At 70.9% G+C, this 13,216-nt stretch carries 18 protein-coding genes; 9 read left to right on the top strand and 9 right to left on the bottom strand.

The window, feature by feature from the left end; translation table 11 throughout:
• Positions 1-4: 4 nt before the first annotated feature.
• Both KZ829_RS40010 and KZ829_RS40005 read left to right on the top strand, forming a co-directional pair.
• Positions 5-508 carry a GNAT family N-acetyltransferase gene (locus KZ829_RS40010; protein ID WP_220149055.1) on the top strand — a complete coding sequence of 168 codons (504 nt, stop codon included), beginning with the start codon at positions 5-7 and terminating at the stop codon, positions 506-508.
• A gap of 90 nt (positions 509-598) precedes the next feature.
• Entirely contained in the window at positions 599-1,552 is a 954-nt protein-coding gene (locus tag KZ829_RS40005) for a DUF4192 domain-containing protein (RefSeq protein WP_220149054.1), read from the top strand.
• Here the strand turns inward: KZ829_RS40005 and fdhD are convergent, their stop codons facing one another.
• Complete coding sequence (fdhD, locus tag KZ829_RS40000; protein ID WP_220149053.1) at positions 1,553-2,380, bottom strand: formate dehydrogenase accessory sulfurtransferase FdhD; 828 nt, start codon at positions 2,378-2,380, stop codon at positions 1,553-1,555.
• Positions 2,381-2,462: 82 nt separating this feature from the next.
• Between fdhD and mobA the strand changes: the two genes are divergently transcribed.
• The 3 genes from mobA to KZ829_RS39985 are packed head-to-tail and all read left to right on the top strand — an operon-like array spanning position 2,463 to position 4,433.
• The gene (mobA, locus tag KZ829_RS39995; protein ID WP_308285859.1) at positions 2,463-3,062 is read left to right on the top strand and encodes a molybdenum cofactor guanylyltransferase; all 600 of its coding nucleotides are present in this window, start codon (positions 2,463-2,465) and stop codon (positions 3,060-3,062) included.
• Positions 3,059-3,298, top strand: coding sequence for a DUF6457 domain-containing protein (locus KZ829_RS39990; protein ID WP_220149051.1), 240 nt, complete (start codon positions 3,059-3,061; stop codon positions 3,296-3,298). The genes mobA and KZ829_RS39990 overlap by 4 nt, the downstream gene beginning before the upstream one ends.
• 58 nt (positions 3,299-3,356) lie before the next feature.
• Positions 3,357-4,433, top strand: coding sequence for a T3SS (YopN, CesT) and YbjN peptide-binding chaperone 1 (locus KZ829_RS39985; RefSeq protein ID WP_220149050.1), 1,077 nt, complete (start codon positions 3,357-3,359; stop codon positions 4,431-4,433).
• Here KZ829_RS39985 and KZ829_RS39980 read toward each other — a convergent pair.
• Complete coding sequence (locus tag KZ829_RS39980) at positions 4,428-4,880, bottom strand: Lrp/AsnC family transcriptional regulator (protein ID WP_183226550.1); 453 nt, start codon at positions 4,878-4,880, stop codon at positions 4,428-4,430. The genes KZ829_RS39985 and KZ829_RS39980 overlap by 6 nt on opposite strands.
• A 68-nt stretch (positions 4,881-4,948) precedes the next feature.
• On the opposite strand from KZ829_RS39980, the gene ddaH reads away from it, so the two are divergent.
• Together ddaH and KZ829_RS39970 are read left to right on the top strand one after the other, a co-directional pair.
• On the top strand, positions 4,949-5,779 hold the full coding sequence (ddaH, locus tag KZ829_RS39975; protein WP_220149049.1) for a dimethylargininase: 831 nt from the start codon (positions 4,949-4,951) through the stop codon (positions 5,777-5,779).
• 31 nt (positions 5,780-5,810) lie between these two features.
• Positions 5,811-6,380: a bacterial proteasome activator family protein gene (locus tag KZ829_RS39970; RefSeq protein ID WP_220149048.1), complete on the top strand. Its 570-nt coding sequence runs from the start codon at positions 5,811-5,813 to the stop codon at positions 6,378-6,380.
• 243 nt (positions 6,381-6,623) lie between these two features.
• Here KZ829_RS39970 and KZ829_RS39965 read toward each other — a convergent pair whose 3' ends face one another.
• The 4 genes from KZ829_RS39965 to KZ829_RS39950 form a co-directional block, all read right to left on the bottom strand.
• Entirely contained in the window at positions 6,624-7,421 is a 798-nt protein-coding gene (locus KZ829_RS39965; RefSeq protein WP_220149047.1) for an HAD family hydrolase, read from the bottom strand.
• The gene (locus KZ829_RS39960) at positions 7,421-8,230 is read right to left on the bottom strand and encodes an HAD family hydrolase (protein ID WP_183226493.1); all 810 of its coding nucleotides are present in this window, start codon (positions 8,228-8,230) and stop codon (positions 7,421-7,423) included. The genes KZ829_RS39965 and KZ829_RS39960 overlap by 1 nt, the downstream gene beginning before the upstream one ends.
• A 108-nt stretch (positions 8,231-8,338) precedes the next feature.
• Positions 8,339-9,595, bottom strand: coding sequence for a serine--tRNA ligase (serS, locus tag KZ829_RS39955; RefSeq protein WP_220149046.1), 1,257 nt, complete (start codon positions 9,593-9,595; stop codon positions 8,339-8,341).
• A 55-nt stretch (positions 9,596-9,650) separates the two neighbouring features.
• Positions 9,651-10,319, bottom strand: a complete 669-nt coding sequence (locus KZ829_RS39950) for a hypothetical protein (protein ID WP_220149045.1) — start codon at positions 10,317-10,319, stop codon at positions 9,651-9,653.
• Positions 10,320-10,385: 66 nt separating this feature from the next.
• Here KZ829_RS39950 and KZ829_RS39945 point away from each other — a divergent pair, with 66 nt between their 5' ends.
• Positions 10,386-10,814, top strand: coding sequence for an OsmC family protein (locus KZ829_RS39945; RefSeq protein ID WP_183226490.1), 429 nt, complete (start codon positions 10,386-10,388; stop codon positions 10,812-10,814).
• Positions 10,815-10,890: 76 nt separating this feature from the next.
• Positions 10,891-11,232: a metallopeptidase family protein gene (locus KZ829_RS39940; protein ID WP_220149068.1), complete on the top strand. Its 342-nt coding sequence runs from the start codon at positions 10,891-10,893 to the stop codon at positions 11,230-11,232.
• A gap of 9 nt (positions 11,233-11,241) precedes the next feature.
• On the opposite strand, the gene pheA is transcribed toward KZ829_RS39940, so the two are convergent.
• The 3 genes from pheA to KZ829_RS39925 are packed head-to-tail and all read right to left on the bottom strand — an operon-like array spanning position 11,242 to position 13,151.
• Complete coding sequence (gene pheA, locus KZ829_RS39935) at positions 11,242-12,171, bottom strand: prephenate dehydratase (RefSeq protein ID WP_220149044.1); 930 nt, start codon at positions 12,169-12,171, stop codon at positions 11,242-11,244.
• A gap of 14 nt (positions 12,172-12,185) precedes the next feature.
• A complete protein-coding gene (locus tag KZ829_RS39930; RefSeq protein WP_220149043.1) occupies positions 12,186-12,740 on the bottom strand; it encodes a hypothetical protein in 555 nt (184 codons plus the stop codon).
• A 24-nt stretch (positions 12,741-12,764) separates the two neighbouring features.
• Positions 12,765-13,151 (bottom strand): ACT domain-containing protein, encoded by a 387-nt coding sequence (locus tag KZ829_RS39925; protein ID WP_183226487.1) that lies wholly within the window; start codon positions 13,149-13,151, stop codon positions 12,765-12,767.
• Positions 13,152-13,216 lie beyond the last annotated feature (65 nt).

Genomic DNA, 13,216 nt, shown 5'->3' with positions numbered 1-13,216 from the left:
CGTCATGACCCCTGTCGTCGTGCGCTCGTACCGCCCGAGTGACCACTCCACTGGCAGGCACCTGTGGACCGAGCTCACCAGACAGCACAACGAGATGTACGGGGAACACCGGGACGACGGCGGCGCCGGCTTCGAGGAGTACCTGACCAGGCTCGACCTCTCCGGACTGTGGGTGGCCGACCACGCCGACGACGGGGTGATCGGGATGGTCGGGCTGATCATGCGGGGCCGGGCCGGTGAGGTCGACCCGGTCGTCGTGACGATCACCCACCGGCACAAGGGCGTGGGCCGTCGCCTGCTGCAACACGTCGCCGGCGAGGCCAAACGCCGCAGCATGACCGCGCTGACCATCTCGCCGGAGTCCCGCAACGTGGAGGCGATCCGCAGTCTGCACGCGGCCGGCTACGACGTGGTCTCGTCGATCGAGCTGACCATGGACCTGGACCGGCACACCCACCCCTGGCAGCAGGAGGGTCTGCAACTGCACGAGTTGCCGTTCCGCTCCTAGCTGCGGCTTCGCGATCGCCGCCTGTGGACAGGCCGGCGTGTCGTCCACAGGGCATCCCACCGGCCGCCGAATGCGAGCACGCTGCCGGGCATGACAGGCGACTGCTCCCTCGTCCTCCGTACCCCCTCCGATCTCCTCGCGGCACTGCCGTTCCTGCTCGGCTACCACCCGCGCGACGACCTCGCCCTGGTCGGCCTGCGCGGCCGGGAGCTCGACTTCGGCGCATGTCTCGACCTGCCGCCGCCGGAGCGGTGCGCGGAGACCGCCCGGGAGGTGGCCGGAGCGGTGGCCCGGCAGCGTCCCGACGCGGTGGTGATCGTGGGCTACGGGCCGCCCCGGCGGGTCACCCCGGTCGTGCTGTCCGTCGCCGAGGCGCTGCGGGCCGCCGGCGTCCGGATCGACGACGTGCTCCGGGTCGACGACGGCCGCTGGTGGTCGTATCTGTGCGAGGACCCGGCCTGCTGCCCGCCGCAGGGGTTGCCCTGCCCGCCACCGGACAGCGTGATCGCGGCCACGGCCACCTACCTCGGCCAGGTCGCCCTGCCCAGCCGGAAGCACCTGGTGGACCAGGTCGCGGCGGTGCGCGGGCCGGCCCGCAGGGCCATGGCGGCGGCCACCGAGCGGGCCCGGACCCGCTTTCCCGAGCTGCTGGACGACGCCCGGCGGATCCGGCGGGCCGGCCGCCTGGCGATCCGGGACGCCGAGAAACGGTACCGGTCCGGTGCGGCCCTGACCGACGACGAGGTCGCCTGGCTCGGGTCGCTGCTGGTGGACCGGGCTGTGGAGGACTACGCGCTCGACCGGACCGGTCCGGAGGAGTGGCGGGTCCGGCTCTGGACCGACGTGGTGCGGCGGGTCGAGACGGCGTTCGTGGCGGCTCCGGCCTGCCTGCTCGGGTTCGCCGCCTGGCGGCTGGGCCGGGGCGCGCTGGCCCGGGTGGCGGTGGACCGGGCCCTCGGTGCGGAGCCCGGCCACCAGCTCGCCCGGATGCTGTTCGAGGTCCTGACGTGTGGAATCCCCCCGACCCTGGTGCCGGGCAAATGATCAGGAAGTGACGCGATGTGCACCGGAGTAGACGTTCATCCGCGGTTCGCGGAGGAAACCGACAAGTGTCATTCCGGCTTCCTCGGCCAGTTCCGCGGCGAGTGTGCTCGGCGCCGACACCGCGGCCAGCATCGGCAGCCCTGCCATCCACGCCTTCTGGGTGAGCTCGAAACTGGCCCGCCCGGACACCAGCAGGACATGCCCGGTCAGCGGCAGCCGGCCCTCCCGCAGCGCCCACCCGAGCACCTTGTCCACCGCGTTGTGCCGTCCCACGTCCTCGCGCAGCACCACCAGCTCACCCTCGGCGGTGAAGAGGCCGGCGGCGTGCAGACCGCCGGTGCGGTCGAAGGTCCGCTGGGCGGCGCGCAGCTTCTCCGGCAGGCCGGCGAGCAGCCGGGCCGGGATCCGCATCGGGTCGGCGGACACGTCGAAGTGCGACCGTACGCGGACCGCGTCGATGCTGGCCTTGCCGCAGACCCCGCAGGAACTGGTCGTGTAGAAGTTGCGGCTCGGGTCGGTGACCGGTGGCGGCACGCTCGGGTCGAGCACGACGTCCACCACGTTGTAGGTGTTCGGCGTGTCCGTGCCGGCGCACAGCTGGGCCGTCGTCACTTCCCCGGCCCGGCTGATCACGCCCTCGCTGAGCAGGAAGCCCATGGCCAGGTCGATGTCGTGGCCGGGGGTGCGCATGGTCACCGCGAGCGGCTTCTTGCGGACCCGGATCTCCAGCGGCTCCTCGGCCGTCAGGTGGTCCTGGCGGTGACGGGCGGCCGGCGACACGCTGACATCGATGGTCACCACCGTGCGGCGGGTCGTGCTCCTGGCCATAGCGGGAGCTTACGGGGTCCCCGGAAGACGTCGAACCGAGCGCGTGGTCACGTCCGGCACGTGGTCGGGATACGGTACTCACGTGGGGGGATTCGCGGCGGTGGTCTTGGCCGGTGGTGCGGCACGGCGGATGGGCGGTGCCGACAAGCCGGCCCTCGCGGTCGCCGGCCAGTCGATGCTCACCCGGGTGCTGGCGGCGGTGCACGACGCCGACCCGCGTGTCGTGGTCGGCCGGATAGCGCCGGACTTCCCGGTTCCGGTGCACGTCACCCGGGAGGAACCGCCCGGTGGTGGGCCGGTCGCGGCGGCCGCGGCGGGGCTCGCCCTGGTGCCGTCGCACATCACCTACACCGCCCTGCTCGCCGCCGACCTGCCGCTGCTGACCGGCGAGGCGGTCGACGTCCTGCGGTTGACCCTGGAGTCGGCGCCGATGGAGGGCGCGGTCTACCGGGACACCGACGGGCACCTGCAACTGCTGTGCGGGGTATGGCGTACGGCCGGTTTGCGTGCCGCCCTCGACCGGGTGGCCGAGGCCCGCGGCGGTCTGCACGGCGCCCCGGTCCGGGCGCTGCTCGATCACTCCCGGGTCGCCGAGGTGTCCTGGCGCCGGCCCGGCCCGCCCCCGTGGTTCGATTGCGACACCGACGACGATCTACGCACCGCGGAGGAATGGGCGCAATGAGCGAGCTGGACGAGTGGGTGGCCGAGGTCGCCGCTGAGTTGGGGCTCGGTGACGTCGAGGTGCCTACCCGGGAGGTGCTCGACGTGGCGCGCGATGTCGCGCACAACGTCCTGCGGCCCGGGGCGCCGGTCTCCGCGTACCTTCTCGGGCTCGCCGTGGCCGCGGGCGCCGACCCGGCCGACGCCGCTCAGCGGATCAGCGCGCTGGCACTGCGCCGGGCCGTTCCCGGTAGCTAGAGGCGGTCCACCCTGGACCCGCATCGCTCGATAGGGTGACGGGAACGGAGGTGCGATCATGACGGCAGAAGGCGCCGCGAGCGAGATTTACGAAGGCGGTTTGCTCGACGAGCCGACCACGGCCGACCTGAAGGCGAAGGTCACCCAGGCGTGGCGGGAGTTCGCCGCCGCGCTGGCCGGACTGCTGCCGACCCTGGAGCCGGGCGGGCACATCGACCTGACGCTCGACCCCACCGCCTCGGGCACCGGCACGGCCGTCTATTCGGTAAGCATCCGGGTGCTGCCGGAGGGCGTCGTCGAGGCGCTCGCGGTCGGCAACGCGGCGCTGCCGCAGGAGTTCCGGATGGACCGTGCCGCCGTCGCCGACCTGGTCGCGCTCGGCTGGTCGCCGCCGGGCGTGCTGCCGGGTTCGGGCGACTCGTTCGGGCTGCGCTCGTCGCAGGACAAAGCCGCCCAGGTCGCCACCATCGTCACCCGCACCCTGCGGGATGTGCACGGCGCCCCGCATCCGGCCTTTCTGGTCTACCTGGTGCACGACGAGGACGACGAGCCGATCGAGTCCAGCCCGCTCGGCACCGCCCGTCACGAGCCCAGCATCGAGGCCGGGCTGAGCCTGGACGACGACGACGCGGCTCTCGACGCGGCCCTGGCCGGGGTGACCGACGACGTGGTGCCGCTGGAGGAGCGGGTCCGTACGGTCGTGGCCACCATGTCCAAGACCACCGTCGACCAGCTCCAGGTCGACGCCGACGGCGACATCGGCATCCGGGCCGGCTCGGCGATGGTCTTCGTCCGGGTCCGGGACAACCCACCCCTGGTCGACGTCTTCTCCCCGATCCTCACCGAGGTCGAGCCGACCGAGCAGCTCTACGTGAAGCTGTCCGAGCTCACCAACCGGATGCCGATCGGCCGTCTCTACTGCGCGCAGGACACCGTGTGGGCGTCGATCCCGGTGTTCGGCCGCAACTTCCAGGCGGTCCACCTCATGCTGGCGGTGCAGGTGATGACCGGTCTCGCCGACGAGCTGGACGACCGGCTGCACGGCGAGTTCGGTGGCAAGCGGTTCTTCGGCGAGGGTGACAAGCCGTCGGCGGGCAAGTCCGACGACGGGCACCGCCCCGGCATGTACCTATAGCGGCACCGCGGTCGGCGTCTCCACCAGCCGCGACAGCACCACCATGCTCCGGGTCGAGGTCACGAACGGCTCGGCCCGGAGTCGCTCCAGCGCCTGTTCGAGGTGCCCGATGTCGGCGGCCCGCAGGTGCACCAGCGCGTCCGCCTGCCCGGAGACGGTGTAGGCGCCGACCACCTCGGGATGCCTGCGGGTGGCCACGGTGATCTGCGCCGGTGTGGTTCGCCCGGTGCAGAACAGCTCGACGAACGCCTCGGTGGTCCAGCCCACGGCGGCCGGCTCGATGACGGCCGTGAATCCCTTGATGACCCCGTCGGCGCGCAGTCGATCGACGCGCCTCTTCACCGCGGGTGCCGACAACGACACCCGTGCACCGATCTCAGCGTACGAAGAGCGGGCGTCCGCGACGAGGAGCGCAATGATTCGCTGGTCGACGGCGTCCATCTGCAACGATTCGCCTCCGAGAAGCAAGATTCATGGCTGTTTGCTGCAACTTAGCCTACCTACCCTTTAACCTCATGAGCTACACGGAGCGCTTGCCGCGAAACAGGACATACCTCATGTGTCCCCCCGAGCATTTCACGGTCGAGTACGCCATCAACCCCTGGATGGACACCACCGTCACGGTCGACGCCCGTCTCGCCGTCAAGCAGTGGGACCAGCTCCGTACCACCCTCGCCGGCCTGGGCCACGTCGTGCACGTGCTCGACCCCGAGCCCGGCCTGCCGGACATGGTCTACTCCGCCAACGGTGCCTTCTCCGTCGACGGGACCGTCTACGGCGCCCGCTTCCTGCACCCGCAGCGCTCCGCCGAGGCCGCCGCCCACCAGGCGTTCTACCTGGCGAACGAGGGCTGGAACTTCATCGCCCCGGAGCATGTCAACGAGGGCGAAGGCGACTTCGCGTACCTGCCGGCGGCGTACGGCGGCATCGTCCTGGCCGGCTACGGCTTCCGCACCGACCCGGCCGCGCACGCCGAGGCGCAGGAGGTTCTGGGCCGCCCGGTGATCTCCCTCAAGCTGGTCGACCCGGCGTTCTACCACTTGGACACCGCGCTCGCCGCCCTCGACGACCGGCACGTCACCTACTACCCCGGCGCCTTCTCGGAGGCGTCCCAGCAGGTGCTGCGCCAGCTCTTCCCGGACGCCGTCATCGCCGACCGCGCGGACGCCGAGGCGTTCGGCCTCAACCTGGTCAGCGACGGCCGGCACGTGATTCTCAACACCGAGGCCGTCGCGATGGGCCACAAGGTTCGCGAAGCCGGTTACCTCCCCGTTCACGTGGATCTCTCCGAGCTCAAACGAGGCGGCGGCAGCATCAAGTGCGCGGTAGCCGAACTGCGCCCCTGACGATCTCGAACCGGTGAGCGAAGATGGGCGCATGACCGACGACACCCGTACCACTGAGCACAAGGAAGACGGCTCCGTCATCGTCGTGGGCCCGGACGGCCGCCCGATGGGTACGGTCGAGCCCGACGGCTCGCTCACGCCCGAGGAGCCCGGCAACCTCATCGAGCAGCCCGCCAAGGTCATGCGAATCGGCAGCATGATCAAGCAGCTGCTCGAGGAGGTGCGGGCGGCTCCGCTCGACGAGGCGAGTCGCGGCCGGCTGCGGGAGATCCACCAGCGGTCGATCACCGAGCTCGAGGACGGTCTCGCCCCCGAGTTGCGCGAGGAGCTGGAGCGTCTGTCCCTGCCGTTCGAGGGCGAGACCCCGCCCAGCGAGGCCGAGCTGCGCATCGCCCAGGCCCAGCTGGTCGGCTGGCTGGAGGGCCTCTTCCACGGCATCCAGGCGGCTCTCGTCGCCCAGCAGATGGCCGCCCGCCTGCAGCTCGAGCAGATGCGCGGCGGCGTCCCGGGCCGCCCGGCCCTGCCGATGGGCGGCCTCATCCCGGGCGCCGCCGCTCCCGGCCAGGAGAACGTGCACGGCCGCACCGGCCAATATTTGTAAGATTGGCTCCGCTTCGCTCCGCGGCAAAACGCCTTGTAACCGGTGTCGAGGCAGGTGATTTCCCGCCGCCAAGCCAGCAAACCCCGCTGGCGTCGGCAGATCACTTGCCTCGACACCGGCGGCGTTTTGCGGGGACGCTGAGTGCACCGCCGTCCAGGCCAGCGTGACCGTTCCCTGGCTTGGGCGAGTGAGATCCGCCCTGGCGCGCGTTCTGCCGCTCCGGGAACGGGCAGGAGTTGGCAGCTAGCTGAGGTTGAAGAGAACCCGCAGATAGCGTGCGACGCCGTCCTCGTCGTTGGTGCCGGTGACATCGTCGGCGATCGCGCGTAGCGCGGGATGCGCGTTGCCCACCGCGACGCCTCGGCCCGCCCAGCTCAGCAGCGGAATGTCGTTGGGCATGTCGCCGAAGGCGACGACCTGGTCGGCGGTGACGCCGTGCCGCTCACAGAGCCAGGCCAGCCCGGCGGCTTTGGTGACGCCGGCCGCGGAGATCTCGACGAGCGCCGACGACGAGGAGCGGGTCGCCTCGGCCCGGTCGCCCAGGGTGCGGCTGACCAGCTCCAGGAAGTCGTCGGGGTCGGCGGTGGCGGAGCGGGCCAGCAGTTTCACGGCGGGGGCCGCGGTCAGCTCCTCCGGGGAGGCGATCACCCGGACCCGGTCGTCGTGTTCCCAGCGGATGGTCCACGTGTCCTCGTGCAGGAAGGCGCGGCCGTCCTCGATCTCGACGGCCAGGGACACGTCCGGAACTGTGTCGCGCAGGCGTTTCGCGACGTCGATCAGCAGGTCGCCGGGCAGCGGATCGGCGCGCAGCACCTCGTCGTTGTCCGGGTCGTAGATGACCGCGCCGTTCGCGCAGATCGCGGGCAGCGGCGCCGACAACTGGTCGTAGAGCTGGTGAAGCCAGCGCAACGGGCGGCCGGTGACCAGGACCACCGGGACCGGGAGGCGCTCCAAGACGTCCCGGGTGCCGGGGGACAGGCTGCGGTCGCTGGTGATCAGGGTGCCGTCGATGTCGGTGGCGACGAGCCGGAAGTCTGCCATCACCTGGACAATAGCCGGTCCAGATAGCGGGCTACGCCGTCCTCGTCATTGGTGAGCGTCACATCGTCGGCCACCGCGAGCAACGACGGGTGTGCATTGGCGACCGCCACCCGCCCCCAGCCGGCCCAGGCGAACATCGGCAGGTCGTTGGGCATGTCACCGAAAACCAGCACGTCCGACGGGTCGACCCCGATCGACTCGGCGACCACCGACAGACCGGTGCCCTTGTCCACCGAGGGTGGGCAGATCTCCACGTAGTCGAGGCCGGCCTGGGTGACCGTCGCCAGGGCCGGCGGCACCACGCGGTGGGCCATCGCGAGCAGTTCGTCGACGCCGAGCTCGAACGACCGGGCGAACGCCTTGATCACCTCGCTGTCGAGGCACTCGGCGCGTGACCGGGCCTCCACGGTCACCGGGAAACGCCAGGTCGGGTCGTAATCGCCCCAGAGCGGGGAGTCGTCGTGCTCCAGTGCCTCGAACATCACCGACAGGGGCCCGGCCACCGACTCCAGCGCGCCGAGCACCCGGCCGAGCGCCGGGCCGGGCAGGCGTGCCTGCCGCAGGTAGCGGGAGTCCTCCAGGTCGAGCACCCAGCCACCCTGGGCGAGCACCAGGAAGTCGGCGACCCGGATGTCGTTGCGGGTGAGCGAGGTGAGGCGGGGGCCGCGGCCGGTGGCGGCGACGATCCGGATGCCGGCGGCGCGGACCCGGTCGAGGACCTCGTGCGTGTACGCCGAGACGGTGTTGTCACTGCGGACCAGAGTGCCGTCCAGATCCGTGGCGATCAGCTTGGGGAGCCCAGGTTTCATCGAAACCTCCGAGGGTCTGCTAACCCCCGCGGAGGGCGGAAGGAGAACGGTACACCTGATCGGCTACCAGCTGCTATGACATCTGGTAGCCGATCGATGACAAGGTCGTTACCTGGCAGGTTCCAGGACCTCGCGGCCGAGGAAGGGCTGCAGCGCCTTCGGCACCCGCACCGAGCCGTCCGGCTGCTGGTGGTTCTCCAGGATCGGGATGAGCCATCGGGTGGTGGCGAGCGTCCCGTTCAGCGTGGCGGCGATCTGCGGCTTGCCGTCCGCGTCCCGGTAGCGGACGTTGAGCCGCCGCGCCTGGAAGGTGGTGCAGTTCGACGTCGAGGTGACCTCGCGGTACCGCCCCTGCGACGGCACCCACGCCTCGCAGTCGAACTTGCGGACCGCGCTCGACCCGAGGTCACCGGCGGCCACGTCGATCACCCGGTACGGGATCTCGACCTTGGCCAGCATCTCCTCCTCCATGGCGAGCAGCCGCAGGTGCTCGGCCTCCGCCTCCTCGGGACGGCAGAACGAGAACATCTCCACCTTGTCGAACTGGTGGACCCGCAGGATGCCGCGCACGTCCTTGCCGTGCGAGCCGGCCTCCCGCCGGTAGCACGTCGACCAGCCGGCGAACCGAGCCGGCCCGCTGTTCAGGTCGATGATCTCGTTCGAGTGGTACGCCGCGAGCGCCACCTCCGAGGTGCCGACCAGGTAGAGGTCGTCGGCCTCGAGCCGGTAGACCTCGCTGGCGTGCGAGCCGAGGAAGCCGGTGCCCTCCATCGACTCCGGCCGCACCAGGGTGGGCGTGATCGACGGCGTGAAACCGTGCTCGACCGCCTGCTGGATGGCCAGCTGGAGCATCCCGAGCTGGAGCAGGGCGCCCACACCGGTGAGGAAGTAGAACCGCGACCCGGACACCTTGGCGCCGCGCTCGGTGTCGATGGCCCGCAGCGCCTCGCCGATCTCCAGGTGGTCCCGCGGTTCGGCGATCTGCGGCTTGTCGCCGACCTCGCGCAGCACGACGAAGTCGTCCTCGCCGCCGGGCGGGGCGCCCACGGTCACGTTCGGCACCGCGAGGTGGGCCCGGCGCAGCGCCTGGTCGGCCTCGCCGGCGGCGGCCTCCGCCGCCTTCACCTCAACGGCCAATTCCTTGGTACGCGCGAGCAGCGCGGCCCGCTCGTCCCCGGAAGCCTTGGCGACCTCCTTGCCGATGGACTTCTGCTCCGCCCGGACCGTCTCGAACCGCTGGGTGGCGGCCCGGCGCTCCTCGTCGGCACGCAGCAGGTCGTCAACGAGCTCGGTGGACTCACCGCGCAGCCGCTGGCTGGCGCGGATCAGTTCGGGGTCTTCACGAAGCAGACGCAGGTCAATCACGGTTGTCGAGCGTACCGGCGTCCGGGTCCGATCATCACCCGGATATCCCCGGGAGTCACGATCGGTGTGGTTGATCCAGCTCGCCGGGCAGCGACGCGAACGGTGCGGTCGGGCCGATGCTCAGGTCGAGGTCGTCCTGATGGGCCGTCTCCACCGGGGCCGGTTCGGCGATCTCACGCCGGCGGGGCTCGGGCAGCCGGAGGGCGGCCATCGCCAGGATCACGGCGGCGAACGCGCACCACAGGCCACGGCCGGGTGCGATCGTCAGGTTCTCGTCGGCCAGGTCGACGAGGAAGTACTTCGGGATGATGAGGCTGGTGTCCGCGATCACCGGAACCAGCGTCACCAGCACGGCGAGCAGCAGGCCCCCGGTGGCCAGGCCGGCGAGCCGAGCGTAGCGGCGGCCCTCGGCCGGACCGAAAAGGGTCAGCACGACCGTGATCGCGAGCAGGAACAGCCCGATCAGGTAGCCGCCACCGGCCGCGCCCATGTCGACCAGTTCGGTCTGCACGACACGCTGACCGGGCAGGGATCCGTCGCCGTACGCCAGCCCTTCGAGGTCCGTGGTCTGCCACTCGGAGATCAGCGAACCGAACGCCGCCACCGCGGCGAGCGCCGCGGTCAGGATCGGCAGCCGATGGTCCCTGCCGAGGTCACGGAAGAGGCTCCGCCGCTCGGAGGCGCCGAACGAGATGACCGATTCGGCCGGAGAATCCTGCGACATGGGATCCATCATGACCCCAGCCCGGTCTGCGAACCAACGAGCGGGATATCGGATAGCGTCGGGGACATGCCTATTCGTTCTGCTTCTGCCCGCTGGGAAGGGAACCTCATCGAGGGTTCCGGCACTGTCAAGACCGGCAAGGGTGGCCTCCAGGGCGCCTACTCCTTCAAGTCGCGCTTCGAGGAGGGCGAGGGGACCAACCCCGAGGAGTTGATCGCGGCCGCGCACGCCGGCTGCTTCTCGATGGCCTTCTCGAAGGGTCTCGCCGACGCGGGCTTCACGCCCACCTCGGTGGAGACCGTCGCGAAGCTTCACCTGGACAAGACCGACGCCGGGTTCGGTGTCACCCGCATCGACCTGGAGACGGTCGGCGACGTCCCCGGGATCGACGACGCCAAGTTCCAGGAGCTGGCGGCGGGCGCCAAGGAGAACTGCCCGATCTCGCGCCTGCTCAGCCCGGGCGCGGAGATCAGCCTGGTCGCCAAGCTGTCCTGAGGCACTCCGGCGCGGCCGGGCACCGGTCGCGCCGGAAATCCGGAAACCCGGGCACAATGGGCTCGTGCCGGTCGACATGAGTCCAGAACGCTTCGAGGAGCTGGTCGGTGAGGCCCTCGATGAGGTCCCCGTCGAGTTGATGTCGTTGATGAACAACGTGGTCTTCCTGGTGGAGGACCTTCCGCCGGGCGGCGGTGACGACCTGCTCGGGGTGTACGAGGGCGTCGCCCTCACCGAACGCGGCTGGGACTACGCCGGTGCGCTGCCCGACCGGATCACCATCTTCCGGCTGCCCACCCTCAAGGTGTGCGACACCGAGGAGGATGTGGTGGAGGAGGTCGCGATCACCGTGGTGCACGAGATCGCCCACCACTTCGGCATCGATGACCAGCGGCTTCACGAGCTGGGGTGGGGCTGACCGGCCGGGTCAGCTCCCGGAGCGCAGCCGCTCCAGCCAGGCCGCCGAGTCGGCGAAGTCGTCGTCGGAGAGGCCGGGCGGCGCCGCCACCGGCGCCTCGGGCTGGAGGCGGTGCTTCGGGTAACTGCCGAGGAAACGGACCTCGGCACAGATCCGGCGCAGCCCCTGCAGCGCCTCGCCGAGACGCGGCTCGGCCACGTGCCCGGTGCAGTCGAGGAAGAACACGTAGGTCCCGAGTTGCTCCCCGGTCGGCCGCGACTCGATCCGGGACAGATTGATGCCGCGCACCGCCAGTTCGGTGAGCACCGCGAGCAACGCCCCCACCTGGTCGTGGCGGATCGACACGGCCAGGGAGGTGACGTCGTCCCCGGTCGGGGCGGCCGGCGGGCCGGGCCGGGTGAGCAGCGCGAAACGGGTGACCGCCTCGGCCCGGTCGGCGATCTTCTCGGCCAGCACCGTGAGCCCGTTGCGGCCCACCCCGATCGGGGCGCAGATGGCCGCGTCGTACTCCCCGGTGGCCGCGCTGATCGCGGCCGCCGCGTTGGACAGCACGTCGACGACGACCGCGTCCGGCACGTTCGCCTGGAGCCAGTGCCGGCACTGGGCGGACGCCTGCGGGTGCGCGGCGATCGACCGGATCGCGGCGAGCGGCGCCGCCGTCCGCGCTCCGAGCACGAACTCGACCGGCAGCAGCACCTCCCGCGTGATCATCAGCGGGCTGCCGGTGATCAGCTCGTCCAGGGTGACCGGGACCGCCCCGCCGACCGAATTCTCCAGCGGGACGAGTGCCGCGTCCGCAGTGCCGCTGCGCACCGCCTCGAGAGCCTCGGGAACGCTCCGGGCCGGGGTGCGCTCCCCCTGCTCGGCGGCGGGGATGGTGCGCAGCGCGGCCTCGGTGAAGGTGCCCTCCGGGCCGAGGTATGCGAAACGGACAGGCATTCCCGGAAGTCTAATCACTCACCGCAGGCGAGCACCCGGATCCCGGTCGGGGCCTCCGCCTTCACCCGTGGATTGCACACGTCGGTGCCCGCGGTGACGATCTCAAGGGTCGTTCCCTTGCCGGTGGTGACGACCGACAGCGGCTCGGCTGACTCGGCACCGACCAGGCTGACCGTGGCGAAGGCCCACGCCCCGGCGCAGTACGGCCCGCCGGTGACCGTCAGCTCCTTGTCCGGCACCGCTGGGCTCTCCTTGAGCTCGGTGACGATCTGTGCCGCGGTCGGCTCGCCGGTGCATCGGGGCGCGTGTGACCGCGTCGGGCTCGGGCTGGAGGTGATGGTCGTCGGCACCGTCGTCCGTACCGGAGTCGTGGTGTAAACGGTGGTCGGCGGCGTGTACGTCGGCATCGTCGTCGGCAGGGTGGGCGGGGCCGCCCCGGACGCCGGCGTGGCAGCGCTCAACCGGGGCAGGGGAGGGCTGGTGGGCAGCGCCTCGGGCGGGGCGCCACAGGAGGCGCTCAGCAGCAGCGCTCCCACCACCAGGGGAAGGTGACCTGTGCGGGGGGACACGCGCTCATGGTATGAGCCGAGAGGTCAGCTGGCGATCCGATGACCCGCGGCGGCGAGCGTGTTGATCGCTTCGGTCAGCCGCACGGCCGGGACCAGCAGATAGTCCGTGTCGTACGTCGAGAAGGTCACGATGTTGACCCTGGCCTCCGCCAGCGGCCCGACCAGCGACGCGAGCACCCCGGTCATGGCCAGGTTGAGGTCGGCGACGCGCAGACACCGCCAGGCCGTGTCGGCGACCGCGTCCGCGGGCACCCGGTCGTTGGGGCAGATCACCGAGAGCTCGTCGACGCCCCAGGTCACCGAGATGACGCTCTTGTCGTCCGGACCTGCGGTAAGCGAGGCGGGCAGGGTCGAGCCGGCCGGAAGCCGACACACCGCGTATTCACCCGGTAACAGGTCTAGATCGAGCATGTTCGCAGACTACGTTGCGGATCTGTAACGTCCAATGCCCGCCAAGTGCGTTGAACACCACACCG

Source organism: Actinoplanes hulinensis, from assembly GCF_019429605.1.
Classification (GTDB): domain Bacteria; phylum Actinomycetota; class Actinomycetes; order Mycobacteriales; family Micromonosporaceae; genus Actinoplanes; species Actinoplanes campanulatus.
The sequence above is the reverse complement of the archived record's forward strand: the minus strand, read 5'-3'. Positions and strand labels throughout refer to the sequence as shown.